At 73.4% G+C, this 25,250-nt stretch carries 23 protein-coding genes; 8 read left to right on the top strand and 15 right to left on the bottom strand.

What is annotated here, in order from left to right:
• Positions 1–18 precede the first annotated feature (18 nt).
• Positions 19–699 carry a GntR family transcriptional regulator gene (locus tag LC193_RS27715; protein ID WP_226078115.1) on the top strand — a complete coding sequence of 227 codons (681 nt, stop codon included), beginning with the start codon at positions 19–21 and terminating at the stop codon, positions 697–699.
• Positions 700–738: 39 nt separating this feature from the next.
• On the opposite strand, the gene LC193_RS27720 is transcribed toward LC193_RS27715, so the two are convergent.
• The 4 genes from LC193_RS27720 to LC193_RS27735 form a co-directional block, all read right to left on the bottom strand.
• Positions 739–1,770 (bottom strand): arabinan endo-1,5-alpha-L-arabinosidase, encoded by a 1,032-nt coding sequence (locus LC193_RS27720; RefSeq protein WP_226078116.1) that lies wholly within the window; start codon positions 1,768–1,770, stop codon positions 739–741.
• A gap of 291 nt (positions 1,771–2,061) precedes the next feature.
• Positions 2,062–3,099 (bottom strand): sodium:calcium antiporter, encoded by a 1,038-nt coding sequence (locus LC193_RS27725; RefSeq protein WP_226078117.1) that lies wholly within the window; start codon positions 3,097–3,099, stop codon positions 2,062–2,064.
• A 145-nt stretch (positions 3,100–3,244) separates the two neighbouring features.
• A complete protein-coding gene (locus LC193_RS27730; protein ID WP_226078118.1) occupies positions 3,245–4,267 on the bottom strand; it encodes a hemolysin family protein in 1,023 nt (340 codons plus the stop codon).
• On the bottom strand, positions 4,264–5,574 hold the full coding sequence (locus LC193_RS27735; RefSeq protein WP_226078119.1) for a hemolysin family protein: 1,311 nt from the start codon (positions 5,572–5,574) through the stop codon (positions 4,264–4,266). Before LC193_RS27735 ends, LC193_RS27730 begins: the two co-directional genes overlap by 4 nt.
• Before the next feature lie 324 nt (positions 5,575–5,898).
• Here LC193_RS27735 and LC193_RS27740 point away from each other — a divergent pair, with 324 nt between their 5' ends.
• Both LC193_RS27740 and LC193_RS27745 read left to right on the top strand, forming a co-directional pair.
• Positions 5,899–6,117 carry a hypothetical protein gene (locus LC193_RS27740; protein WP_226078905.1) on the top strand — a complete coding sequence of 73 codons (219 nt, stop codon included), beginning with the start codon at positions 5,899–5,901 and terminating at the stop codon, positions 6,115–6,117.
• An 87-nt stretch (positions 6,118–6,204) separates the two neighbouring features.
• Positions 6,205–7,215 carry a sporulation protein gene (locus LC193_RS27745; protein WP_226078906.1) on the top strand — a complete coding sequence of 337 codons (1,011 nt, stop codon included), beginning with the start codon at positions 6,205–6,207 and terminating at the stop codon, positions 7,213–7,215.
• A 69-nt stretch (positions 7,216–7,284) separates the two neighbouring features.
• Here LC193_RS27745 and LC193_RS27750 read toward each other — a convergent pair whose 3' ends face one another.
• Together LC193_RS27750 and LC193_RS27755 are read right to left on the bottom strand one after the other, a co-directional pair.
• Positions 7,285–7,830, bottom strand: a complete 546-nt coding sequence (locus LC193_RS27750; RefSeq protein WP_226078120.1) for a GNAT family N-acetyltransferase — start codon at positions 7,828–7,830, stop codon at positions 7,285–7,287.
• A gap of 98 nt (positions 7,831–7,928) precedes the next feature.
• Positions 7,929–10,148, bottom strand: a complete 2,220-nt coding sequence (locus LC193_RS27755) for an NADP-dependent isocitrate dehydrogenase (protein ID WP_226078121.1) — start codon at positions 10,146–10,148, stop codon at positions 7,929–7,931.
• Between the two features lie 172 nt (positions 10,149–10,320).
• On the opposite strand from LC193_RS27755, the gene LC193_RS27760 reads away from it, so the two are divergent.
• Complete coding sequence (locus LC193_RS27760; protein WP_226078122.1) at positions 10,321–11,220, top strand: bifunctional helix-turn-helix transcriptional regulator/GNAT family N-acetyltransferase; 900 nt, start codon at positions 10,321–10,323, stop codon at positions 11,218–11,220.
• Positions 11,221–11,473: 253 nt separating this feature from the next.
• Here the strand turns inward: LC193_RS27760 and LC193_RS27765 are convergent, their stop codons facing one another.
• Positions 11,474–11,662, bottom strand: coding sequence for a hypothetical protein (locus LC193_RS27765; protein ID WP_226078123.1), 189 nt, complete (start codon positions 11,660–11,662; stop codon positions 11,474–11,476).
• Positions 11,663–11,790: 128 nt separating this feature from the next.
• On the opposite strand from LC193_RS27765, the gene LC193_RS27770 reads away from it, so the two are divergent.
• From LC193_RS27770 to LC193_RS27780, 3 genes are all read left to right on the top strand, one after another.
• Positions 11,791–12,051 (top strand): helix-turn-helix domain-containing protein, encoded by a 261-nt coding sequence (locus LC193_RS27770; protein WP_226078124.1) that lies wholly within the window; start codon positions 11,791–11,793, stop codon positions 12,049–12,051.
• Positions 12,052–12,149: 98 nt separating this feature from the next.
• Complete coding sequence (locus LC193_RS27775) at positions 12,150–13,349, top strand: AAA family ATPase (protein ID WP_226078125.1); 1,200 nt, start codon at positions 12,150–12,152, stop codon at positions 13,347–13,349.
• A 17-nt stretch (positions 13,350–13,366) separates the two neighbouring features.
• Positions 13,367–14,881: a VWA domain-containing protein gene (locus tag LC193_RS27780; protein WP_226078126.1), complete on the top strand. Its 1,515-nt coding sequence runs from the start codon at positions 13,367–13,369 to the stop codon at positions 14,879–14,881.
• Between the two features lie 106 nt (positions 14,882–14,987).
• On the opposite strand, the gene LC193_RS27785 is transcribed toward LC193_RS27780, so the two are convergent.
• From LC193_RS27785 to LC193_RS27815, 8 genes are all read right to left on the bottom strand, one after another.
• Positions 14,988–15,638, bottom strand: a complete 651-nt coding sequence (locus LC193_RS27785; RefSeq protein WP_226078127.1) for a DUF5825 family protein — start codon at positions 15,636–15,638, stop codon at positions 14,988–14,990.
• Between the two features lie 13 nt (positions 15,639–15,651).
• Positions 15,652–17,604 carry a RiPP maturation radical SAM C-methyltransferase gene (locus tag LC193_RS27790; protein ID WP_226078128.1) on the bottom strand — a complete coding sequence of 651 codons (1,953 nt, stop codon included), beginning with the start codon at positions 17,602–17,604 and terminating at the stop codon, positions 15,652–15,654.
• Positions 17,605–17,668: 64 nt separating this feature from the next.
• Positions 17,669–17,791, bottom strand: a complete 123-nt coding sequence (locus LC193_RS29040) for a hypothetical protein (RefSeq protein WP_264086285.1) — start codon at positions 17,789–17,791, stop codon at positions 17,669–17,671.
• A gap of 5 nt (positions 17,792–17,796) precedes the next feature.
• Positions 17,797–19,641 carry an alpha/beta hydrolase family protein gene (locus LC193_RS27795; RefSeq protein WP_318842195.1) on the bottom strand — a complete coding sequence of 615 codons (1,845 nt, stop codon included), beginning with the start codon at positions 19,639–19,641 and terminating at the stop codon, positions 17,797–17,799.
• Positions 19,638–20,918, bottom strand: coding sequence for an MFS transporter (locus LC193_RS27800; protein WP_226078129.1), 1,281 nt, complete (start codon positions 20,916–20,918; stop codon positions 19,638–19,640). Before LC193_RS27800 ends, LC193_RS27795 begins: the two co-directional genes overlap by 4 nt.
• 483 nt (positions 20,919–21,401) lie before the next feature.
• The gene (locus LC193_RS27805) at positions 21,402–22,100 is read right to left on the bottom strand and encodes a class I SAM-dependent methyltransferase (protein WP_226078130.1); all 699 of its coding nucleotides are present in this window, start codon (positions 22,098–22,100) and stop codon (positions 21,402–21,404) included.
• 128 nt (positions 22,101–22,228) lie between these two features.
• Positions 22,229–23,239 (bottom strand): transcriptional regulator, encoded by a 1,011-nt coding sequence (locus tag LC193_RS27810; RefSeq protein ID WP_226078131.1) that lies wholly within the window; start codon positions 23,237–23,239, stop codon positions 22,229–22,231.
• A 748-nt stretch (positions 23,240–23,987) separates the two neighbouring features.
• The gene (locus LC193_RS27815) at positions 23,988–24,302 is read right to left on the bottom strand and encodes a putative quinol monooxygenase (protein WP_226078132.1); all 315 of its coding nucleotides are present in this window, start codon (positions 24,300–24,302) and stop codon (positions 23,988–23,990) included.
• 225 nt (positions 24,303–24,527) lie between these two features.
• On the opposite strand from LC193_RS27815, the gene LC193_RS27820 reads away from it, so the two are divergent.
• Complete coding sequence (locus tag LC193_RS27820; protein WP_226078133.1) at positions 24,528–25,154, top strand: LysE family translocator; 627 nt, start codon at positions 24,528–24,530, stop codon at positions 25,152–25,154.
• Positions 25,155–25,250: the final 96 nt, after the last annotated feature.

A 25,250-nucleotide genomic window follows, 5' to 3' on the forward strand; every position in this document is an offset into this window, starting at 1 on the left:
CCGACGGGAGGCAGCAGCATGGCGACCAGGCCGCAGCGGCAGGTGCTCGCGGAGGTGGCGTACGAACTGATCCGCCGGCGCCTGGTGGATCACGAGATCCCACCCGGTTCGCGGATGAACATCAACACCCTCGCCGCCGAACTCGACGTCTCCCCGACCCCGTTGCGCGAGGCCCTGGCCAGACTCGAAGCCGAGGGGCTGGTCGTCAAGCGCTCCCTCGCCGGGTACGCGGCGGCTCCTCTGCTCGGGCCCCGCGATCTCGACGAGCTGTTCGACGTCCGGCTGCTCCTCGAACCCGCGGTCGCCGCCCGCGCGGCCGACCGCACGGCGCCCGGCGACCTCGTCCGGCTCGCCGGCACCCTCGCCGAGACGGAGGCGGCCAGGGACGACGGCAGCCGCGAGTCGATGCTCGTCTACCTGCGCAACGACGCGGCGTTCCACGACGGGATCGCGGCCCTGGGCGGCAACGCGCTGCTGCGCACCACGCTGTGCCGCCTGCACGCGCACGCCCACCAGTACCGGTTGTTCTTCCGGGCGGGCATGGCGCGCGCGACCCTGGTCGAACACGAGCGCATTCTCCAGGCGTTGCGCGAGCGGGACGCCGACACGGCGGCGGCCCGCATGCGCACCCACCTGCGCCGCGCCCGCGAGCGGCTGGCCGGCGCGGTGGGGGACGACCACGCGCGGACGGGCGCCTGAGCCGCATCAGGCCGCGCGGCCCGGGCGCCCGGCGCGGGCTCAGTGCACGTAGGGCCAGCCGCTCGCGTCCCAGCCGAGCCAGTTGATGCCGAGCAGCGACCTGCCGTCGTTCGCGTAGTAGTGGTAGGCCAGGATGTCGCTGTCGGCGTCGGCGAACACGTCCTGGTGCCCTGGGCCGTTGATGTTCCCGTGCCCGGCCAGGATCTCCGTGCCGCCGCCCGAGGTCATCGCCACCCCGTTCCGGTCGCGGTAGGGGCCGGTCACGTTCGTGGACCTGCCCACCATCACGCGGTAGGTGCTGTCCGCGCCCTGGCAGCACGAGTCGAACGACACGAACAGGTAGTAGTAGCCGCCGCGTTTGAAGATGGTCGGCGCCTCGATCGCGCCGCCGCCGCGCCCGGCGATGGAGTGCAGGGGGCCGCCGGCGGGCTTCCCCGTCGCCGGGTTCAGTTCCACGAGCTTCAGGCCCGACCAGAAGGAGCCGAACGACAGCCACCAGCGCCCGTCGTCGTCCACGAGCAGGTGCGGGTCGATGGCGTTGTGGTTGTCCGACCGCGAGGACTCGATCACCAGGCCCCTGTTGGTCCACGTCCCCGCGTTGCCGCTCGGGCTGGTCGCCAGGAAGATCGCCGAGTGGTTGGAGCCGAAGGTGGAGGCCGAGTAGTACAGGTAGTACTGCCCGTTGTGGTACGAGAGGTCCGGCGCCCACAGGTTGCGGCTGCCTCCGGTGTACTCCGTCGTCCACGGCGCGCCGCCGGGGAAGACGCTGCCCGCGTTGCGGAACGCCGTCCTGTCGGTCGACGTCTTCAGGGCGATGTTGTCCCCGGTGTGCGCGACCAGGTAGTCGCCCGAGGGCCGTTTGACGAACGTGGGGTCGTGCACGCCGATGTCGCCGGTGACAAGCCCGGGGTTCGGGTAGGCGGCGGCGTCGATCCCGTCCTCGGCGCGCGGCAGCCCGGCCGCGCCGGCCGGTGCCGTCACGGCGAGCGCGAAGACGGCCAGCAGGCAGCCGATCAGCCGGGAGAGGCGCCGGGGCCTGCCCGGTGTGCGATGTCCGTTCGGTCCGCTCATTGCGTTGGTCCGACCTTCCTGTCCGGTGTCGGCGCCTGCCCGTGGCCGGGTTCGCCTCGCGCGGCGGCGCGGCGCTCGCGCGAGGGGTGGGGGATGCGGGCAGATGCCGGCGGCTCGATGTTCGATATGTCGAACGGCATTCGTAATACTGGGCGGACCGTAGAGCAGCCTCCAGGGGCCGTCAACCCCCGCCGCACGCCGCGCGGTTGACCGCCGGCGCCCGCGCCGGGCGCCGCCCCGGCCCCCGCGCGCGACGCGGAACGCGGGTGCTGCCGGGGCGGCGTCCCGGGGTCAGAACGCGAGGACCGCGACGGTGCCGGCGTAGACGGTGATGAGCAGCACGCCGTCGAATCCGAGCCGCCACCAGCCGCGCTCCTGCCGCACGAGGAGGCCGCCCAGCAGGACGCCCGTCATGACCAGGGCGGCCGAGGTCAGGAACAGCTCGTCCCGGCCCGCGGCGTGGAACAGGGAGCCGCCCCCGTAGACCAGGTCGCCGATCACCAGGTTGAGCACGTCGAGGCAGTTGCCGCCGATGACCGCCGCGATGGCCAGCGTGACCGCGCCCCGGCGCACCGCGGCGATCGCGGTCACCGTCTCGGGCAGGGCGTTCACGACGCCCATGAGCACGGCGCCGACGAACCCCGCGCTCAGCCCGGTGCTCGACACCAGGGTCTCGGCCGCGCGGGCGATGACCCAGCCGCCGATGACCACGACCAGCGCGATGCCGAGGAACTCGGCCCACAGGGCGCCGGTGCGGCGGGTGTGCCCGTCCTCGGCCGCCTCGGGCTCGTCCGGCACGGTCTCCACGGTGCGCACGGCCACCCACATCGGGCGCGGCCGGTCGCTGATGAGCCGGATGCCGCCCCAGTAGAAGGCGACCATGGCGAACGACGCCGGGTGCAGGCCGAGCACCGTGACGTCCGGGCTGAACGCCGCCATCAGGGCGATGCCGAGCAGGCCGATCAGCAGGCAGCCGAAGAGGAGGTTGGGCAGCGAGGCCGCGGCGTGCTCCAGGTTGACGCGGCGGTAGGCGGCGTCGGCCGCGGCGATGGCCAGGGTCTGGGCGGCGATGCCGCCGACGGCGTTGCTGTAGGCCAGGTCGGGGTGGTCGGCTGCGGCGGTGACCGCCGTCATGACGATGCCGGACAGCGAGGTCACGAGGCCGAAGAAGACGGCGCCGAACACGGCCTCGCCCTGGCCCGTGCGGTCGGCGAGCACATCGCCGAGTGCGGCCAGCCTGACGCTGCCCACCACCGTCAGGGCCCCCGCGAGTACGAAGAGGGCGATGCTCCAGCTCAGTGGCCACTGACCGGTGAGAACATCGGGCACGTTCGCGCTCCTTGGTCTCGTCCTTCCGGTGCCCGCGCCGTGCGGGACCACCGCCCCGCACGACGCGTGCGCCCCGCGCGGAACGGTGGTGAGTACCACTCCGGGCGCCGGTCAATCCTCCCGGCCGCTCCGCGCGGGGCGTCGGTCACGCCGCGGCCGGCGGGGGGCCGACCAGCTCGGACAATACGTCCTCCATCGTGACGAAACCGAGCAGTGTTCCCTTGTCGCTGGTCACAGCGGCCAGGTGGGTGCTGGCCGCCCGCATCGCGGTGAGCGCGTCGTCCAGCGGGGTCTCCGGCCGGATGCGCGTGACCGGGCGCAGGGCCTCCCTGGGGAAGGGCCGGTCCGCGACGTCCGCCTCCAGCGCGTCCTTGACGTGCAGGAACCCGAGCACGGTGGTGCCTGGGCCGGTGACGGGGAACCGGGAGAAGCCCGAGGCCGCCGCCGCCCGCTCCAGGCGGCGCGGCGTGATGCGGTGGTCGACGGTCGTCATCCGCCCGACCGGGACCGTGATCTCCGCGACCGTCTTCGTGCCCAGCGCGAGCGCGTCGCGCAGCCGCTCGCTCTCCGCGGCCTCAAGGAGACCGGCGTCGCTCGAGTCCTTCACGATCCTGGCCAGCTCGTCGTCCGTGAAGACGGACGCGACCTCGTCCTTCGGCTCCACGTTCATCAGCCGCAGCAGCACGTTGGCGAACGCGTTGATACCGAAGATCACCGGGCGCAGCGCGCGGGTGACGGTCACGAGCGCGGGACCCAGGGCCATCGCGGTGCGCTCGGGGGCGGCCAGCGCGATGTTCTTCGGCACCATCTCGCCGAAGAGCATGTGCAGGTAGGTGGCCAGGGCCAGGGCGATCGTGAAGGCGATCGGGTGAACCAGCGCGTGCGGCACGTTGGCCGCCTCGAAGGCCGGTTCCATGAGGTGGGCGATGGCCGGCTCGGCGACCGCGCCGAGCACCAGCGAGGACACGGTGATGCCGAGCTGGGCCGTGGCCATCATGGGGGAGAGGTGCTCAAGGGCCCACAGCACGGTCTTGGCCCGCCGCTGCCCGGCCTCCGCCCGTGGCTCGATCTGATCGCGGCGCACCGAGATCAGGGCGAACTCGGCGCCCACGAAGAACGCGTTGGTCAGCAGGGTCAGGGCGCCGATGGTGAGTTGCAGCGCGGTCATCGGGGGTCCCCCGTGGTCGTGTCGGACGGGGCGGTGACGCGGACCCGGTCGGCGCGGTGGTGCGCGGTGGCGAGCACCGTCAGGCGCCAGCCCTCGACCTCGGCCGTGTCACCGGTCTCCGGGATGCGGCCGAGCAGCGCCGCCAGCAGTCCCGCGACCGTCTCGTAGGGGCCGTCGGGCACGGACAGGCCGATGGCCGCCAGTTCGTCGACGCGCAGGCCCCCGTCCGCGTTCCAGTGGCCCGCGCCGGCCGGCGCGAGGTCGGGTGTCTCCACCGGGTCGTGCTCGTCGCGGACCTCGCCGACGACCTCCTCGATGATGTCCTCCAGGGTCGCCACACCCGCCGTTCCGCCGTACTCGTCGATGACGAGGGCCATCGACGAGGCGCCGCGCAACTGGTCGAGCAGGCGGTCGACGGGCAGCGTGTCGGGCACCGGCAGGGGCTGCTTCATCAGCCGCGTCACCGGCGTCGTGGCCCGTTCCGAGGCTTCGAGCGCGAGCACGTCCTTGATGTGGACCGTGCCGACGACCTCGTCGAGGATGTCCCGGTAGACGGGGAAGCGGGAGTGCCCCGTGCTCCGGGTGAGCGCGGCGGCCTCGGCCGCGGTCGCGGAGACCGGCAGCGCGTGCACGTCCACGCGCGGTGTCATGACGTTCTGCGCGGTGAGTTCGCTGAGGTTCAGCGTGCGCACGAACAGCTCGGCCGAGTCCGGCGGCAGCACCCCCTGCGCCGCGGAGTGCCGCGCCAGCGCGACCAGCTCCTGGGGGGTGCGGGCGGAGGCCAGTTCCTCCGCGGGTTCGAGACCGGCGCGGCGCACCAGGTGGTTCGCCATGGTGTTCAGGTGCCGGATCAGCGGCCCGAACGCGGCGGTGAAGCCGCGCTGCGGCCCGGCCACGACCTTGGCGACGGCCAGCGGGCGCGAGATCGCCCAGTTCTTCGGGACCAGCTCGCCGATCACCATGAGCACGATCGTGGAGAGCACCACGCCGAGCACGGTGGCCACCGGCCCGGACGCGTCGCCGAGCCCCGCGGACTCCAGGGGGCCGCGCAGCAGCGTGGCGATGGACGGCTCGGCGAGCATGCCGATGACCAGCGAGGTCACCGTGATGCCGAGCTGGGCGCCGGAGAGCTGGAAGGTGAGGCGGCGCACGGCCGCGAGGGCGCCCTCCGCGCCGCGTTCACCGGCGCGCGCGGCGCGTTCCAGCTCACCGCGCTCCAGGGTGGTCAGGGAGAACTCGGCGGCGACGAACACGGCGCAGGCGAGCACGAGCGCGAGCGCCACGAGCAGCAGCAGGATTTCGGTCACCGTGCCACCCCCGCCCCGATGCTCGTCGTGGCCTGGCCGGGAACGGCACGGCTGGTACTGGGTGGTTCGCCCATGAGGGCAGCTGCTCCTTCGGTCGTCGGACGGACGTTCCGCTCATAGTAAAGGATCGGTAAAGTGCCCGCCGTGCGGCGTGCGGGGCTGCCGCGGTGGGGATCCACTGGTCGGTTTTCGGTCGTTCTTCCGCCGTGGACCTGTAGGCGCCTGTGCCCCGCCTGTGCCCGCCTATTCTTCTACATGCGTGTAGAGACTGCGAGTGATGGTCTCGCGCGCATCGTCATTGCACTGATCAGGGAGGGCTTCTCGATGGCTTCGGTCGATCTGGACAAGGTGCTGGACAAGGCGTGGGCGGACAAGCCCCTGGAAGAGGTCCTGGCCGCGCCCGTCTCGGCGCTCAAGGGGGTCTCCGACCGGGACGGCGAACTGCTCGACGAGGCGTTCGGCGTCAAGACGGTGGCCGATCTGGCCGACCTGAAGTACGTCCGCTGGGCCCAGGCCCTGGCCGCGCTGGACGCGGCGAAGTAACCCGGACTCCCGCCGCGCGGCCGGGCGGAGTGCCCGGCCGCGCGGCGGCCAGGATCCGTACGAACGTGTAAAGGAGTGGACGCCACGATGGTGTTCAAACGGCTGCTCGGCTCACTCGGGGTGGGCGGCCCCACGGTGGACACAGTGCTCGACGGCGGCCCGGTGCCGCCCGGCGGGCAGCTGAACGGGCAGGTCCACCTCGAAGGCGGGAACGCCGACGTCGACATCGAGCACATCACGCTGGAGCTGCTCGCGCACGTCGAGGCCGAGGGCCACGACGGCGAGGAGCAGGAGGGCGGGGTGACCTTCGAGCGGTTCACGGTCGCCGGAGCCTTCCGGCTGGGCGAGGGCGAGCGGACCTCCGTTCCCTTCTCGGTCGTCCTGCCCTGGGAGACCCCGGTGACCGAGCTGTACGGCCAGCCGCTCGGCATCGTGCTCGGCGTCCGCACCGAGCTGTCCGTCGCCGGCGCGCGCGACAAGGGGGACCTCGACCCGCTGACGGTCGGGGTGCTGCCCGCGCAGGAGGCCGTCCTCGAAGCACTGGGGAACCTCGGCTTCGGCTTCGTCTCGGCCGACCTCGAACTGGGGCAGATCCACGGCACCGGGCAGCAGCTGCCGTTCTACCAGGAGATCGAGCTGACCCCGCCGCCGCACCTGGCGCACACGGTCAACGAGATCGAGGTGACGTTCCTCGCCTCGCCAGGCGGCGTCGAGGTCGTGCTTGAGGCCGACAAGCGCGGCGGGTTGTTCACCGGCGGCCACGACGCCCTCCAGCGGCACTTCGTCGACCACGCCGCCGTCGCGCACACCGACTGGACGGCCGAGGTCGACGGCTGGATCAGGGCCCTGGTCGAGCGGCACGCCGCGTTCGCGGCGCAGCACGGCCACCAGCCGTACGACGGCGGCTACGCCCACAAGGACGACGGGGGCCACGGCGGACACGACGAGCAGGGCGGCCGGAGCGGCCCCGGCATGGGCACCGTGATCGCCGCGGGTGCGGCGGGGCTCGCCGTGGGCGTGGTCGGCGGCATGGTGGCCGCCGAAGTCATCGACGAGGTCGGCGACTTCTTCGAGGGCGACGAGGAGGAAGAGGGCTGACACCGGCCGCGCCGGGCCGCGGCAGGGGCACCCGCGGCCCGGCGCTCCGGGCCCCGCGGCCCACGGGGCTCAGGGTCCCGGCGCTCCCGGCCCCGGCGCGGCGGGGAGCAGCAGTTGCATCAGGGCGGTGTCGAGCAGGCGGCCGTGCTTGTACCCCACCTCCGCCAGCCGCCCGGCGGGCGTGAACCCCAGGCGGCGGTGCAGCGCCACCGAAGCGTCGCCGCCGGGCTCGGCGATCACCGCCACCAGCGAGTGCAGCCCCGCCGCCGCGCAGTCCTCGACCAGCCGCCCGAGCAGCGCGGTGCCGAGCCCCCGTCCGGTCCGCCCGGGGGCCAGGTACACGGAGACCTCGGCGGTGTGCCGGTAGGCCGGCTTCGGCCGCCACGGGCCGGCGCACGCGTACCCGGCGACGCCGCCGTCGGCGTCCGCCACGAGGAACGGCAGCCCCAGCCGGGACAGCTCGTCGTACCGCGCCCGCCACCGCGCCACGCTGTGCGGCTCCTCCTCGAAGGTGGCCACGCTGTGCAGGACGTAGTGCCGGTGGATACCGGCCACCGCCGGCAGGTCACCGGTCCTGGCGGGCCTGACGGCCGCCGCCGACGCGGTTGCGGACATGGTGTCTCCTTCCGGCCGGACTCCCGGCCGTGCTCCGGCCCCGTGCGGGTGGCCCGGAGCAGCGGCGCGCCCCGGCCGGGGCGCGCCGCACGCGCCGGTCAGCCGAGGGTCGCGAGCGCCTCGTTGAACGCCGCCGAGGGCCGCATGACGGCCGCCGCCTTCTGCGGGTCGGGCTGGTAGTAGCCGCCGATCTCGGCCGGGGAGCCCTGCACCGCCGCGAGCTGCTGCACGATGGTGTCCTCCTGCTCCGCCAGCGTCCTCGCCAGCGGCGCGAACGCCTTCGCCAGCTCGGCGTCCTCGCTCTGCGCGGCCAGCTCCTGCGCCCAGTACAGGGCGAGGTAGAAGTGGCTGCCGCGGTTGTCGATGCCGCCCACGCGGCGGCTGGGCGACTTGTTCTCGGTCAGGAACGTCGCGGTGGCCCGGTCCAGGGTGTCCGCGAGTACCTGCGCCCGCGCGTTGCCCGTGGTCTGCGCCAGGTGCTCGAAGCTGACCGCGAGCGCGAGGAACTCGCCCAGGCTGTCCCAGCGCAGGTAGTTCTCCTTGACCAGCTGCTGCACGTGCTTGGGCGCCGAGCCGCCGGCCCCGGTCTCGAACAGGCCGCCGCCGTTGATGAGCGGGACGACCGACAGCATCTTCGCGCTCGTGCCCAGCTCCAGGATGGGGAACAGGTCGGTCAGGTAGTCGCGCAGCACGTTGCCGGTGACCGAGATCGTGTTCTCGCCGCGCCTGATGCGCTCAAGCGAGAACGCGATGGCGTCGACCGGCGCCATGATCTCGATGCGCAGGCCCTCGGTGTCGTGCTCGGGCAGGTAGGACCTGACCTTCTCGATGAGCGCCGCGTCGTGCGCACGGGTCTCGTCCAGCCAGAACACGGCCGGGTCACCGGTCGCCCGCGCGCGGGTCACGGCGAGCTTGACCCAGTCGCGGACCGGCACGTCCTTGGTCTGGCACATGCGCCACACGTCGCCCGCGCTCACCGCGTGCTCCAGGATCGCGTTGCCCTCGCCGTCGAGCACCCGGACGGTGCCGGTGGCCGGAATCTCGAAGGTCTTGTCGTGGCTGCCGTACTCCTCGGCCTTCTGCGCCATGAGGCCGACGTTGGGCACCGAGCCCATCGTCGCCGGGTCGAACGCGCCGTTGGCGCGGCAGTCGTCGAGCACGACCTGGTAGATGCCCGCGTAGCTGCTGTCCGGGATGACGGCCAGGGTGTCCGCCTCCTCGCCGTCCGGGCCCCACATGTGACCGGAGGTGCGGATCATCGCGGGCATCGAGGCGTCGACGATGACGTCGCTCGGCACGTGCAGGTTGGTGATGCCCCGGTCGGAGTCGACCATGGCGAGCGCCGGGCCCTCGGCCAGCTCGGCGTCGAACGACGCCTTGATCGCCTCGCCGTCCGGCAGGGCCTCAAGGCCCTTGAGGATGCCGCCCAGCCCGTCGTTGGGGGTCAGGCCCGCCGCGGCGAGGGTCGCACCGTGCTCGGCGAACGTCCGCGGGAAGAACGCGCGCACCACGTGGCCGAAGATGATCGGGTCGGAGACCTTCATCATCGTGGCCTTCAGGTGCACGGAGAACAGGATGCCCTCCGCCTTGGCACGGGCCACCTGGGCCGCGAGGAACTCGCGCAGGGCGCCCACGCGCATGACGGACGCGTCCACGATCTCGCCCGCGAGCACCGGCACCGACTCGCGCAGCACCGTGGTGCTGCCGTCGTCCCCGGCCAGCTCGATGCGCAGCGAACCGGGCTCCGCGATCAGCGCGGACTTCTCCGTGGAGCGGAAGTCGTCGGCGGTCATGTGCGCCACGTTCGTCTTCGAGTCGGCGGACCAGGCACCCATGCGGTGCGGGTTCGCCTTGGCGTAGTTCTTGACCGACGCGGGCGCGCGGCGGTCGGAGTTGCCCTCGCGCAGCACCGGGTTCACCGCGCTGCCCTTGACCTTGTCGTAGCGGGCGCGGATCTCGCGCTCCTCGTCGGTCTTCGGGTCGTCCGGGTAGTCGGGCAGCGCGTAGCCCTGCTCGCGCAGCTCGGCGATCGCGGCCTTCAGCTGCGGGATCGAGGCGGAGATGTTCGGCAGCTTGATGATGTTGGCCGCGGGCGTCTGCGCCAGCTCGCCCAGCTCGGCGAGGGCGTCGTCGATGCGCTGCTCCGGCTCCAGGTATTCGGGGAAGACGGCGATGATGCGGCCGGCGAGGGAGATGTCGCGACGTTCGACCCGCACTCCCGCGGTGGCGGCGTACGCCTCCACCACGGGCAGGAACGAGTACGTCGCCAGGGCCGGGGCCTCATCAGTGTGGGTGTAGATGATGGTCGAGTCAGTCACCGGGTGCTCCGCTCCACGTATGCAACATTGCTCGACATCAAGATATCCTGTGCCCGCGCGGCGTCCGACCCGGCTCCGCCTCCACCGCGCCCTCCCCGTCGTTTTCCGGTCACCGCCCCCCGGCGCCGCCGGCGCCCTGGCCCGCGGCGGAACTTCTGACTATGGTCAGAGAATGGATGCGGTTCAGATCGATCGGGTCCGGCGGTTCAACCGCGCCGTCACGGCACGCCTCGGCGTCCTGCACGACCACTACCTCGGCAGGGACCGGCCCGTGGGCGAGGCCAGACTGCTGTGGGAGATCGGGGAGGACGGGCAGGACGTGCGGCGCCTGCGCGAAAGCCTCGGCCTCGACTCGGGATACCTCAGCCGGCTCCTGCGCTCCCTCCAGGCCGACGGCCTGGTGACGGTCGAGCCGCACGCGCGCGACCGCCGCGTGCGCACCGCCCGGCTCACCGCCGCGGGCCGGGCCGAGCGCCGCGTCCTCGACGACCGCAGCGACGAACTGGCCGGCGCCCTGCTCGCGCCGCTCAACCCGGCCGCGCGCGACCGGCTGGTCGCCGCCATGGCCGAGGTCGAACGGCTGCTGACCGCCGCGACCGTCCGCGTCGAGGCCGTCGACCCCGGTCACCCCGACGCCGCGCACTGCCTGCGTTCCTATGCCGCCGAGCTGGCGGAACGCTTCGACACCGGCTTCGACCCGGCCCTGAGCCTGCTGCCCGACGCGGGAGAACTCAAGCCGCCGCGCGGCCTGTTCCTCGTCGCCAGGCTGAACGGGGAACCCGTGGGCTGCGCCGGTCTCAGGCTGCCGGCCGGGGCTCCGGCCGAGATCAAACGCATGTGGGTCGCACCGGGCAGCCGGGGCCTCGGCCTGGCGCGCCGCCTCGTCGCCGAGCTTGAGGCGGCGGCCGTCCGCCACGGTCACGACCTGCTGCGCCTCGACACGAACAGGGCCCTGGACGCGGCCGTCGCCCTCTACCGCGCCTGCGGCTTCCGCGAGGTGCCCGCGTTCAACGACGAGCGCTACGCCCACCACTGGTTCGAGAAGCGGATCGGGCCGAAGGCCGCGGAATGACGTGCCGAAGTCGGGTCGAGGCGCGGTGGAAACGGAAAGCGGCCTGCCTCGCCGGGCGGCCCGAAAGGGATACTCGGGTACCGGGGAACAACGGGGAAAAGCAGGGAATGCGAGGGAATGCGAGGGAATGCGAGGAAGAGGGGAAAGCGATGGGAGGCGAGAGAGTGCCGAACGCGGCGGCCGAGTCGCGTATCCGGGAAATCCTGCCGTGCCTCCCGGCGACCTCGTCGCGATAAACGCGAAAGAGCCCGGTTCAGTGGTCACGTCGCATGGCGACGTACCACGCGGTGGCGCCGACCAGCGCCGCCCACCAGGCCCACAGCGCCCCCATGACCCAGGTCGGTTCTGAGGAGACCGTGTAGGCGATCATGCTCACCAGGCCGGAACCCGTGCACACGGCCACACCGATTCTCGCGCGCCGCTCCCGTATCGCTCCGGCCATGCCCCCACTCCTTTTCTGTTGCCGGTCCCTTCGGCTCCGGAAGGGGGACGAGCTGAGACGGTAGGGAACACGAGCCGGGCGCGTCAAGCGAGTTGGACAGGCTTATGGCGCGTGGCTAGGGTGGGCCCATGAGCATTGAGGAAGCGCTGTCCCGTCTGAGCGAGGTCCCGGAATCCCCCGAGCTGACCGGACAGGAGCCGCTTCCGCGAGTGCTCGCCGTCGCGAAGATCCTCCAGGCCATGGCCGAGGTCGACGAACGCCTGCGGGACGTGCGACGCGAGGCCATCCTGGAATTGCGCCGCCAGGGCATGACGATCCGCCAGGTCGCCGAGGCGGTCGGCCTCAGCCCTGGCCGAGTCGACCAGATCTCCAGGAACTCACGCGTCTAGGCTCTTCGTTCGGATCTTCGTGGATACGGCCGCTCCCCCAGGCCCCTGGGGGCCTGGGAGGCGTCCCAGGATGCGGTGCGTCGCGAGGCGGAGGGATCATGGACGCACAGGACACGCGGGACACGGCGGCGCGACTGCGGGCGATCTGCGACGAGTTGTCGGAACGCTTCCTTGAGCGTGCCGACGTCGTGCGGACCCTCGTGGTGACGCTGCTCGCGGGGCAGCACTCGCTGCTGCTCGGCCCGCCGGGCACCGCGAAGTCGGAGCTGGCCAGGGAGCTGACCGGCCGGATCGACGGCGCGGCCTACTGGGAGATACTGCTGTCCAAGTTCACCGCGCCGACCCGCATGTTCGGGCCCATCGACGTCGCCGCGCTGGCCCGGGGCGAGTACCGCCAGATCTACGAGGGCCGCGCCACGACCGCGCACGTCGCGTTCATCGACGAGATCTTCAAGTGCTCGACGGCGGCGCTGAACGAGACCCTCGGCTTCCTCAACGAGCGGATCTACCACCCGGAGAGCGGCGGCGAGCCGATCCGCTGCCCCTTGATCGGCGCCATCACGGCGAGCAACGAGCTGCCGGCCGGCGAGGACACGGCCGCGATCTACGACCGCCTGCTGGTACGGATCGAGGTCGGCTACCTCGCGGACCCGTCGAACTTCGCGGCGCTGGTGCGCTCCGCGGTCGACCGCCCGGTGGCGCGGAAGCGGACCACGGTCGGACTGGCCGCGCTGCGACACGCCGTGACCGAAGCCGTTCCCGCCGTTGACGTCCCCGACCCGGTCGTGGACGCGGTGTGCACCCTGCGCGCCGCCCTGCGCCGCAGGGAACTCGTCGCCTCCGACCGCCGCTGGCGGCAGGCGGTCGGCCTGCTCCAGGCGTCCGCCCATCTCGACGGCCGCCGGGCCGTCGCCGTGACCGACCTGTCCGTGCTGACGCACGTGCTGTGGAACGCGCCGGCCGAACGGCCGGCCGTGGAGCGCGAGGTGCTGCTCGTGGTGAACCCCGACGCGGGGGAGGCGCTCGACCTGGCCGACGGCATCGATGAGGTGGAGGCCCAGCTCGACGCGATGGCAGGGCAGTCCCGCGAGGCGCTGAGCGAGTGGGTCATCAAGAAGGCGCACAACAAGCTGGCCACCGCGGGCCGGCGGCTTGAGGAACTGCGCGCGGAGGCGGCGAGCGCCGGCCGTTCCACCGCCGCCATCGACCGGATCACCGGCCGCCAGCGGGCCGTCCGGGCCCGCGTGCTCACCGAAGCGCTGGGCGTGGACGCGAGCATGGTGCAGGACCGGCTCTGAGGCGGCGGGAGCCGGAGATGAGCGGGGCACCGAACGGACCTGGCGAGCCGCCGGGCATGGCCGGCCCGCCCGGCGCCGCCCGCGAGCGGCACACCGCGGCCGTGGTCGCGGACCGGTTCGACCGGATCACCTGGCGCGACACGTGCGAGCAGTCGGCCGCGCTGCGCGAACTCGCCGCGGAACTCGGCGCGCGCCACGCCGGGGCGGCCGATCTGATGGCCGACGTGTTCCTCGCCGCCTACCAGGCCCGCCCGCGGCTGCGCGACTTTCGGGAGATGGCTCCCACCCGGCTGGTCAACCACCGGATCGTCGGCTCGCTCGTGGCGGCGCCGCACTTCGCGGACCTGCACCGGGAGACGGCGGGTGACCCGTACGCCGCCGCCATGGCCGTGCTCGCCCAGGCCGCCGCGCTGCGCGGCATGCTGGAGCGTGCCAGGACCGCCCAGGAACAGGCCGCCGAGGCCGCCCAAGCAGCCGAGGCCGCCCACGCCGCCGGGCCCACGGCGGACGCTCCCGCCGACCGGGGCGCCCGACAGGCCGCCGAGGCCGCCGCGCGCGCCGTCGCCGCCGCGGCCCCCGGCCTTGACGCCGCCGCGCGGAACGCGGCGGCGCGGGCCGCCCGGGCCGTGCGCCACGAGGCCGCGCTGATGCGGGCGTGGGGGGTCGGCCCCGGCGACCTCGAACGGATGCCGTTCGACCGGCGGGCCAGGCTCGCCGAGCGGCTGGGCACGGGCCGGTTCGCGCAGTGGGCCGAACTCATCGGCCGCTTCCGGCAGATGGCCGTCGGCGAGCACGCCCGCGCGGTGGAGAGCACCGCGGGTGAACTGGTCGGCGTCACGCTCGGCGACGACCTCTCCCGCGTCATCCCTTCCGAGCTGGCCCACCTCGGACTGCCCGCGACGCGCGCGGTGTTCGCCGCGCGCTACGCCGCCGGGGAGCTGATGCTCTACGACACCACGGCGGAACGGCCCGCCGGCCGGGGGGCCGTCATCGCCTGCGTGGACACCTCGCACTCCATGTACGCGGCCGGGCCCGGCGGTGTCACCCGGGAGGCGTGGGCGAAGGCGTGCGCGCTGGCGCTGCTCGACCAGGCCCGCCGTGCCGGGCGTGACTTCGTCGGCATCCTGTTCTCCTCCGCCGACCGGACGCGGGTCTTCCGTTTCCCGGCCGGCGCGCCCGCCGGCATCGACGGGGTCCTCGACTTCGCCGAGACCTTCCTCGGCGGGGGCACCAGCTACCAGACCCCGCTGACGGCGGCCCGCGACCTGCTGGCGGACGAGTTCGATGCCGCCGCCCGCACGCGCGGCGACATCGTGATGATCACCGACGACGAGTGCGACGTCACCCAGGAGTGGCTGCGCGACTGGCGGGAGGCCAAGCGCCGGCTGGCGTTCCGGGTCTTCGGCGTGTCCGTCGGCGCCCCCGGCGCCACCGCGGCGGGGTCGGTCCTCGACGTCCTGTGCGACAACGTGCGTTCCATCGAGGACCTCACCGACGTGCACGCCGCCGCCGACCTGTTCCGCGTGATCTGACCCGGCGGGAGGACCGCGCCTCCCGTGGCGTCCGGCCGGGTCCGGCGGCCCCCCGTCGCCGTCGGACCCGGCCGGCCCGCCGGCCCTCACGCCACCGCCGCCGCCCTCAGATGAGCATGGCGGACTGCGTCCAGCGGCGCTTGGCGTAGGGCAGCCAGGCGACCCGGTCGCCGACGCGCCAGGCCAGCTTCTCGGCCTCGAACGCCGCCAGCACCGGCGCGGGTACATCGTCCGCCCGCGCGCCGGGCACGAGCGTTTCGACGGCCGCGAGGTACGCGTCGTCCGTCAGGGTGAACCGTCGCAGGTCGCCCCACCTGCGGTCGCGCAGCTGGAAGAAGCCGGGCCCTCGCCTCCACTGGCACTTGCCCAGGTAGTGGGTCTCGCGCCACCGGGCGAGCGCCGCTTCGGCATCCGGTACGCCGTCGAGCACGGCGGGTGGCTGGAGGTGGCAGAACGGCACCCAGTCCGGCGCCGAGGCGGGCAGCCGCAGCCGCCACTGCGTGTAGACGGCCTGCGCGGTCAGGTCCCTGACCAGTCCGAGGGCGCGCACCGTGCCCTCCGGGTCGCCCGGGTCGGCGAGATCGACGCGTCCCGGCAGCTCGACCCGGCGGGCGCCCAGATCCCACAGCCGGTCGACGAGCGTGTCCGTCGGCCCGGACAGCGGTACCTCGCCCAGGAACATGCCGGGCGTGTCCAGCGTGTGGGCGTCGTAGTCGCGCCAGGCCCTGACGGCCGGAGGCGAAGTGCTCACGGTCATCACTCCTCGAAGGTCAGGCCGGAAGCGCGGCGGGCGTCCGGTCGGTGTCCCGGGCGGCGTCGTCCGGCCGCGGGGCGGCGGCGTCGGCCACCACGCCGCGCATGAAGCCCAGGCGCAGCATCTCGTCGTTGACGGGCGCGGGCACCACGTGCACGTACTGACCGGCGTCGGTGAACAGCAGCCCGAGTTCCGACCAGCGCTCAAGGAGCGGCGGCACCAGCGCCCCGGCGTCCGCGCCGGGGAACAGCTCACCGAGCTTGCGGACCAGCGTCCGCTGCGACCGAGGCTGTTCGAGCAGCCGGAACGCGGCCAGCTCCAGCGGATCGTCGACGACCAGGGTCGTCCAGGGGAAGGCGCGGCGGCGGTTCAGGAGCACCAGGCGCTCCCCGAGGTCGTGTCCCACCAGGCGGCTGGTGGGGTTGGCGTCCATCCACGCGCTCAGCGCCTCGTTCAGCCGCTTCGCCGTCGCCGCGCCGATGCCGCGCTGGGGTGCGTCGAAGATGTAGGCCAGGTCGTACAGCTCCTGCTCCGGCAGGTCGTAGGTCAGCCAGTACGGCTTGGCGGCGCGCAGCTCGCTGAAACCGAGCTCCGGCCGGTTGAAGTAGGGGCTGAACCTCTCGATCGCGATGCGCGCGGACAGCCCGGTCGGCGGGGTGAGGTGTTCGAGCGCGGGGATCTGGGCGATCACCGGCTCGTAGTCCGATTCGCGTTCCTCCGGGAAGCCGTAGAGGTAGTTCCACGACACCGAGAGGCCCGTGCTGGCCCCGTCGCGCAGCATGCGCACGTTCTGGCAGCCGCTGACGCCCTTGTCCATCAGGCCGAGCACACGGGTGTTGAGGCTCTCGATGCCCGGCTGCACGAAGACCAGGCCCGCGTCCGCGAGCGTCTTCAGCTGTTCGCGGCGCATGTTCGCCTTGATCTCCACGTGCATCCGCAGGTCGTAGCCGGTCTCGATGAGCCGGGGCAGCAACGTGGTCACGTAGCCCATGTCGAGGATGTTGTCGACGATGTACATGTCCAGTACCCGGTGCTCGCGGGCCATGCCGACGATCTCGTCGAAGAACGCGTCCGGCGACTTGCTGCGGAACTGCATGAACGAGCCGTTGAGGCCGCAGAACGTGCAGTGGTGCTTCTCGCCCCACCAGCAGCCGCGGGCGCCCTCGATCACCAGCTTCGGCTCGATCATGTGCCGGGCCGCCGAGGCGGCCAGCCGGTCCAGGTAGCCGCGGTAGTCGGGCGAGACGATCGCCGCCGGCGGCAGGGGAGCCGTCGCCATCGGGTTGGCCCGGGAGACATCGCCGTCGCGCCAGCACAGACCGGTGATCCCGGCGAGGCCGGTGCCCTCGCGCAGTGCGTTCAGGAGGGCGGGGAACGCCACTTCGCCCTCGCCGCGGACGACGTAGTCGACGAACGGGAAGTTGCGGTGCGTGGCCTCGCCCTGCGCGCTGTCGCAGTTCGCGCCGCCCATGACGGTGATCGTCCCGGGTGCCAGCTCCTTGATCATGCGGGCGGCGGCGAGCGCGGCGGTGTTCTGCTGGAACGTCGAGGTGAACCCGACCACGTCGGGCTTCTGCGCGACCACGCGCATCGCCAACTCGCGCACGAACTCCGGCGCGCTCCGGTGCAGTTCGACGGCCTGGGCCAGCCGTCGCGCACCGACGGGCCGGCGCATCGCCTCGCTGAACTCGGTGACCCGCCACTCGGGGTCGTCGTACAGCGCCGAGGAGAAAACCCAGTCGCCGCAGCCGAGGAAGTAGGAGGACAGGGCGTAGTAGTCGTAGTCGTCCGCGGCGAAGTCGGCGAAGCCGGGCCTGGCCGTCAGCCAGTCGAAGTAGTCGAGATTGCCGTGCAGCACCTCGGCCCGCGCGCCGGGCACCTTCTCGTTCACGCTGCGCGTGAGGATGCCAAGGGCCAGGGACGGCAGGTCGATCGGGGACCACGGCATGTTGATCAGAAGCACCCGCACGGCTGCTCCCTCCTGGTATCCGTAAGGGGCGGCCGGCCCGGGGGCCGGGCCGGCCGCGGGTGGGTCAGACGTCGAGGTCCTCGTCCTCCGGCGCCATCAGCGGCACCTTGATGGACACGGTGACGGTCGGCGAACGGCCTTCGGACTCGTGCTCCAACGGGTCGTTCTGAATCACGTCCTTCTCCACGGGAATCACCTCCCTTCTCGGTCTCGTGGTGCGGAAACCCCGGCCCGGGAGGCGCGCAACTCCCGGGCCAGGAAGTACAGGCTGTGCCGCAGCACGCGCACGTGCCCGGCACCGTCGTGGCCGTCGTGCCCGGAGTCCAGCCACAGCTCGCGGCACGTGCCGCCGGCCGCGCGCAGCGCCGCGAGGTAGCCGCGCACCTGCTCGGGCGGGCACTTGGCGTCCCGCGTCGCGGCGATCACCAGCAGGGGCGCCCGGACACCGGCCACGTACGTCACGGGCGAGGAACGCGCGTAACGGCCGGGCACCTCGTCGGGCGTGCCGCCGAACAACGCGGTGTCCAGCGCGCGCAGTTCGGGCGTGCCGAGCGCCCACGCGGCGGCGTAGTCGGCCACCGGCTTGACCGCGACGCCCGCGCGCCACAGGCCGGGCTGGCGCCCGAGGGCGAGAAGCACCAGATATCCGCCCCAGGACGTGCCCCACAGGCCGGTCGCGCCGGGATCGGCGATGCCCCGGTCCACCAGGTCGGTGCGGACGGCGGCCAGGTCCTCGATCTGCGTCAGCCCGACGCCCCGGCCCCACGCGGCGCGCCAGCGGGGCCCGTAGCCGGTGGAGCCGCGGTAGTTGACCCGGGCCACCGCGAGCCCCGAGGCCACGAGCGAGTGCACGGCCGGGTCGTAGGCGTCCTTGTCGTGCCGCGCCGGGCCCCCGTGGATGAGGAACACCACGGGCCCGGGGCCGGTGCGGCCGGGCGGCAGCGCGAGCAGCGTGTGCACGGGGCCGTCCTCGCCCGGGGTCCACAGGTCGCGCAGCTCGGCATCGAGCGGCGGCGGCTCGGGGGGCGGCGGGGGGAGCCGGCGGGCCGCCGTTCCGGTGGACAGCACCCGCGCGGGCGTGCGGGTGTCGGTCCACAGGCAGTGCACCGCGCCCCCCTCGTCGGCCGCCGCGTCGAGCACCGTCCCCCCGGGCACAGGCACCGCGCGGCGGGTGCGCGCGGTGAGGTCGCACAGGACCAGCAGGCTGCGCCCGTGCCGCTCCTGGCGCACCAGCACCTCGCGCCCGCCCGGCACCCACTGGGCGGTGATCTCGGTGTCGAACGCGCACCACGCGTGCGCCCGCAGCCCGCCCTCCGGGGTCCAGGTCGCCAGCCGGTAGCCGTCCTCGTCCTCGCGCACCAGCAGCAACTCCGCGCCGCCGGCAGCCGGTTCCGGCGCGCCGCCGGCCGTTGCCCCGCCGCGTTCCGGCGCGAAACCGAGCGGCCAGATCCGGCCGCCGCGTCCCGACAGCACCGCGACCGCGCCGCCGTCCACCGTGTGCAGGGTGACCGCCCGTTCGTGCCCGGGCGCGCGGGCCACCGCGAGGAGCCCGGCGGCCGGAGCGTAGCCGGCCAGCCGCGCCTGGCCGTCGAACCGCAGCGTGCGCAGCGGCCCTTCGCCGCGCCGGCCGACGCGCACGGTGAGCCGGTCGCCGTCGAGGAGGCCGGCGGCGGCCGTACCGCCGGGCAGCGCGAGCCCCGCGGGCCGACCCCGAGCCGGTTCCCCGCCGAACGCCGGGACGTCCGCGCCCCCGGCGAAGTCCTGGGTCAGCCACGTCCCGGTGCCGTCGGCCCGCTCGGCGAACCACCAGATCACGCCGTCCGGATCGATCGCGCACCGCGCGGTGCCCTCGGGCCGGTCGGTGACCTGCCTGCGCTCGCCGGTGCCCGCGTGCCACGCGAAGATCTCGCACCGACCTTCCGCGTCCCCGGCGAACGCCATCAGCTCGGGCGCGTCCCGGCAGACGGCGGGCAGCACGGGCCGCGACACGGCGTACGCGCGCCGTTCCCCGGCGGGCTGTGCCGCGCGGGCCGTCACGGCGCGGCCTCCCGTCCCGCGGGGGAGGCCGCCGCGCCGGGCGGACGGGCCGCCGCCGCGCGCAGTCCTGGCGCCACCACGCGGGAGGCGTACACCGCGACCAGGGCCATCATGCCCGCGCCCGCGAGGGCGAGCCCCGTGGTCCCGGCCAGCGCCACCAGGGCGCCGGCCGCCAGGGGAGCGGCCGTCGCGGCGACGCCGGAGACGGTGTTCAGCACCGTGCCGACCCGGGACTGGAACGCGGCCGGGGTGACGGCGATGGCCTGCGCGGCCAGCAGCACCGCGAGGGTCGGGACGAGCAGGGAGACGACCGCGAACAGCAGGCCGTAGGACCAGGGCCCGGTGGCGGCCGTCAGGCCCAGGGCCACGAGAACGACGGCCCAGGACACCAGTACCGCCAGCCGCGCGGCGGGAATCCGCGCCGCGAGCCGCGGGGCGAGCAGCGCGCCGACCACGCCGGCCGCCCCTGAGACGGCGAGCACCGTGCCGATGGCCGCGGTGCCGGCGCCCTGCCGCTCCAGCGCGAACACGGCACCGTAGTACAGAGCGGCCAGCACCCCGTTGACGCCCGTCATCCACCACAGCACGCCCCGCAGGAACGATTCCCCGCGGACGAAGCGCAGCCCGTCGCGCAGGTCGGCGAACACCGCGCCGACGCCGCGCCGCCCCGGTTCCCTCGCCGCGCCGGGCGAGAGGTCGCCACGTATCGAACGCACGCACAGGACGGCGACCAGGTAGGTCAGGGCGTCGGCGAGGAACGGCAGCCAGCGCGCCGCCTGGAACAGCAGCCCGCCGAGCACGGGCCCCGCCACCAGCGCCCCCTGCTCGCCGGCCTGGAGCCGGGACACCGCCCGCGGGTAGGCGGCGGGCGGCACCAGGGCCGCCACGCAGCCCTGGGCGGCGGCGGCAAAGGCGGAGGTGGCGACCCGTTCGGCCGTGACCGCCGCGAGCAGCGCCCCGAGCGGCGGACGCGCGGAGACGGCGAGGAGCGCGACCACGGCCATGGCGGCCCCGGCCGTCAGCGCGGACCAGGTCATCACGGTGCGCCGTCCGCCGCGATCGGCCAGCACCGCGGCGAAGGGGCCGGCGAGCAGCCCGGCCAGGAGCGACACCGAGACGACGGCGCCGGCGACGGTCGCCGAATGCCCCGCGGCGAGCAGCAGCAGCGGCAGGACGACACCGGAGGTCTGGGTGCCGAGGGAGTCGGCGGCGGAGGCGGTCCACAGCAGCCTGAAGTCACGTGAAAGATTCGTGTCCTCGGTGTGTGCGCGGGTCATGCCACCTCCCTCGCTCTCCCTGGTGCCGGGGGGACGGACGATAGGAGGGCGCGGGGAGTGCCACAAGAACGCGCGTAGAGCCGCCACCGGGCCGCCGCGGGGTGTGTGCGGAAGTGAGGGAGGATTTGCGAACGGGCCTCCCACCGGGGGATGACGCCAGGTGCGCGGCGGCGGGCCGGCGGCCCGGGCCGTTTGCCGTGACGGAACAGCGGCGCGCGGCCCGCGCGTTGGCGCGTTCTCCCAGCTTCGTTCACTGCTCCGGTGGCGCGCGGGGCGCGTGTGGCGCCCCGGGACGGGTGGGTGGGCGGGGGCGCGGGGGTGTCCGTTTCGTACCCGCCCGGTGAAGAACCGATTGTTCGCCGCGGCGAAAAGGCCCCCGAATGCCGAACCGGCGGCCGATTCCGTCGCCTTGACCGAAAACCGCCGCCGGAACGCTGTGTTCCGGCCGCGCGGCCGACTACCCAGCCGCGGCCGGTGGCCGCGTCAGGGGCGCGAAACCGCCCCGTCGTCCGGCCGGACCGCGCGCAGCCCGAACACCACGGGCGTCGGACCGCCGCCCTCCGCGAACCGTTCGAGGACCAGACCGGCCGCGGTGAACGCGCCGAGCAGGGCGGGCAGCGGCAGGTGCGAGGCGCCGACCTTGTCGCGCACGCCCTGGTCCGTCCAGGACTCGCGACTCCAGTGGCTCTCGCCGTAGCCGGGCCTGATCACGACGGCCTCCGCGTCGCGCCGGTCGGCGAACGCGCCGCAGAAGCACGGGTGCACGCCGATGTGCGTCAGGGCGGCCCCCGGCCGCAGGACACGCGCCGCCTCCCGCACCACGGCCGGGTAGTCGGGCATGTCGGTGTGCGCCATCACCGAGAGCACCGCGGACACGGAGGCGTCCCGCACCGGCAGCCGCGCCGCGTCCGCGCGCGCGACGGGCAGCCGGCCGCGCGCGTGGCGCAGCATACCGCCGGACAGATCGACACCAACGGGCGTCCAGCCCAGGTCGCGCACGCGCCCGGCGTGGATTCCGGTGCCGCAGCCGATCTCCAGGCAAGGACCCGAGCCCGCGCCGAGGAGGTCGCGTGCCAAGGCGTCCAGACCGAGCGGGTCCGCGCGCGCGGCGCCGTACCGCTGTCCTGCGGTGAACTCCGTCTCGTACCAGTCGGCGATCTCGTCATAGGCCGCTTCCGGCATCGTGCCCCGCCTCCCGTAGCCGTCGTCCCCGAACCGTCGCTACCCGCACGCGCGAGGCGGCTCCCGCCGTTCCGCCCCGGGCGAACCATTCCCGGCGGCACGCCGACCCGAAGGGCCCGCGACGCGGGTCAGGGAACGCCGGCCGCCCCACCTGCCTTGGCGGGCGCGTCGGCTCGTGCGAGGACGGCACGAGCGGCACCGTTGTCCCGGTGCGGCCGGAGCAGCGCCTTCATGACGGCGACCCGTTCGTCCACGCGGCCCGAGTCGATCCCCGGGTAATCGTCCAGCGCGCGTGCCCAGGTGGCGCAGGCGACGTCCAGATGCCCCAGCCGCAGGTACCGTTCCGCCAGCATGAACCGGCGGCGGACCGTGGTGCGCTGGTATCCGACATGCAGTCCCCTGTTCGACGCGCGCAACGACGCCACCGCACCCGCGATGTCACCGAGTTCCCACCTCACCTGGCTGACGTGGTAGTCCAGGGCCGCCGGGTCGTAGGACGCGAACGCCGCGCCCCCCAGGTCGGCGCGATGCATGGCGCGTTCTGCCGTGGCCAGGTGCCTCAGCGCCGTCCGCCGGTCGCCCGTCTGCGCGGCGGCGTGCGCCTGCTGCCCCGCGAAGAACGCCCGCCTGGGCGGCGGGGCGCCGTGGGCCCCTTCCGCTGCCGTGTCGGCGAGCCGCAGGGCCGTGGCGGCGTGCCCGAGATCGGTCGCCTGCACGCTCATCCCGCGCAGGGTTCCGTTGTAGGCGAAGCGGTCGTCCGCCGCGTCGGCGAACTCCAGCGCCTTCACGTAGTAGCGCTGAGCGAGTCCGTGCAACCCCTCGTCGACGGCCATGTAGCCGGCCAGGTGGCACAGGCGGGCCGTTGCGGAGAGCAGCGCGGCGCGCACGCTCGCGTCGGCGTCCGCCCGCAGGTAGGGAACGGCGGTGTTCACCAGGAAGTTGGCCGCCAGCGGGCGTGCGTGGCGGGTGCCGAACTGATCGTCGAGTTCCTGAATCCGCCGGGTCATGGCGGTGACCACGGCGACCTCGCCCATGCCGATCCTCGACAGGCGTCCGCCGCGGAACGCCTGCACGCGGTCGACGATCTCCGACCGTCCTGGCACGGTCAGCGCGACGGAGTAGAGGCCGGTACGCAGCACCCCACGGCGGGCGGGTCCATGTCGCTCCTCGCTAGTTCCTCCAACTCTTCGACGGTATTGCCCGCTTGATTGTTCGGATGCCCGGAAAGCGGCGGGAGACCGGCTTCGCCGGGTGCAACAGGACGCTGCCCGGGGATCTTCGATGCCAGGTGTCCGCGAGTCCCCGCCCGGCGGATGTCGCGCAACTCCGGGCCGTACACCGGTACCACATGGAGGAGTGTGAGACGTGCGGCCTTGGTGCGCCGTGTGAGATGGGCAACCTGCTTCATCTCGCATGCGAGGAGGCTGCACGCCGCTGCGCGTCCCCATCACAGGCCGGGGTGCCGTGACCGGCGTTGTCGCGGAGTCCGACACGCGCGGTCGGTCGGCGTTGTACGGCCATGTCAACGGGCCCGGCGTACTCCCACAGGAGTCGCTCGCCGGATGTCCGGCGCGGCGGCGGCCACATCATCGTCCAAGTGTTCTCGTCCCCGGAGTGCAATCGTCATGAGACCTCACCCCGCGCATCGCCCAACCACCTCGCCAGGTGCTTCCGTGCTGGTGTCGATCGAGATCGATGTCCGTACCGTGCGGCGCGGCGACCAATTGCTGATGGGGGCCAAGCATTCACGGTCGGCGACATGACCGCGCTGGGCGCCGGGCGCAAGCGGCTCGTGTTCACCAGCGGTGAGATCTTCACGATGAACCCCGCCACCGTGTTGTGGGCCGCGCGTCTCGTGGACCCCCGGATACGCCGCTGAACTCGTACTCAGTGCTCAACGTCCACGCCCTTGCCGGACATGAGGTCCAGGCGGTCGACTTCGGTCGCGGACAGGTACTGGTTCCGCTCGTCGAGGAAGCGGCGCACGTAGTCCTGCGACTCGTGCGTCTCGAACGCGTCGACGTCCCGGTACAGCTCGTAGAAGATCCGCTGGAGCGGCTGGCCGTCAACACGGTGGACCGTGTAGATCACCGTGCCCGGTTCGTTCGCACGGATCTGTGCTCCGGTCTGCGCCACCAGCTCGTCGAACGCGGCAGCCGCCTCCTCGTCCTTGCAGGTGAAGCGCACCATCAGTCCGAACATGGCAATTCCTCTCTCCTCGGCGGTCTCGGGCTGGCACTCCCACGGCGCACGCTATGCGGCCATCGAGCCGCACCAAAAGTGCGTTGCCGTACTCTCGACGCTGGCCGACATGGGCTGCCATGTCCACGGGCCCGCCGCTCCGCGCGGGAGGGTCCGCCACCCCGCCCGTCCCACGCAGCGGAAATCCGGTCGCCGCGCGGGGGCAGGGCGGCGAGGATGCCCCGCATGGTGGATTCATCGTTGTACGCGGCTTTTCTCGTGGCCGCCCTCGCGCTCTGCGTCACGCCGGGCCCCGACATGATGTTCATCGTGGCGATGGGCGGGCGGGGCGGCCCCGCGGTGGGCGTGATGGCCGCGCTCGGCGTGGCCGGCGCCATGTGCGTGCACGCGGTGGCCGCGACCCTGGGGCTCTCCGCCCTGTTCACGGCCCTGCCGGCGCTCTACCACGTGCTGCGCTGGGCCGGCGCGGCCTACCTGCTGTACCTGGCGGTCAAGGCGTTCCGCGACCGCGGACCCCTCGGGAGCGGGGAGGGGAGCGCCGGGCCCGGGTACCGGCGCGCCTTCTGGCAGGGGGCCGTCATCAACCTGCTCAACCCGAAGGTGATCCTCTTCAACGTCGCCTTCCTGCCGCAGTTCGTCGACCCGGGCCGGGGGCAGGTGCCGGCGCAGCTGCTGACGCTGGGGATCACGATCGTGGTCATCGGACTGTGCGTCGACGGAACGGTCGGCCTGCTCTCGGGGCGGCTCGCCCTGCTGCTGCGCCGCAGCCGCCGTGTCGCGCGCGGGCTCAACATCTTCAGCGGAACGGTGTTCACGGGGCTGGCGATACGGCTGGTGGCCTCCCCGCGGTAGCCGGCCGTGAGCCCTCGGCTGGCCGGCCGCAAGCCCTCGGCGGTGAGGCGTGTCGTCGGCCGCGGCGGACGGGACGTCACGGGAGCGCGGGACATC

The sequence above is a fragment of the Streptomyces marincola genome, assembly GCF_020410765.1.
GTDB lineage: Bacteria > Actinomycetota > Actinomycetes > Streptomycetales > Streptomycetaceae > Streptomyces > Streptomyces marincola.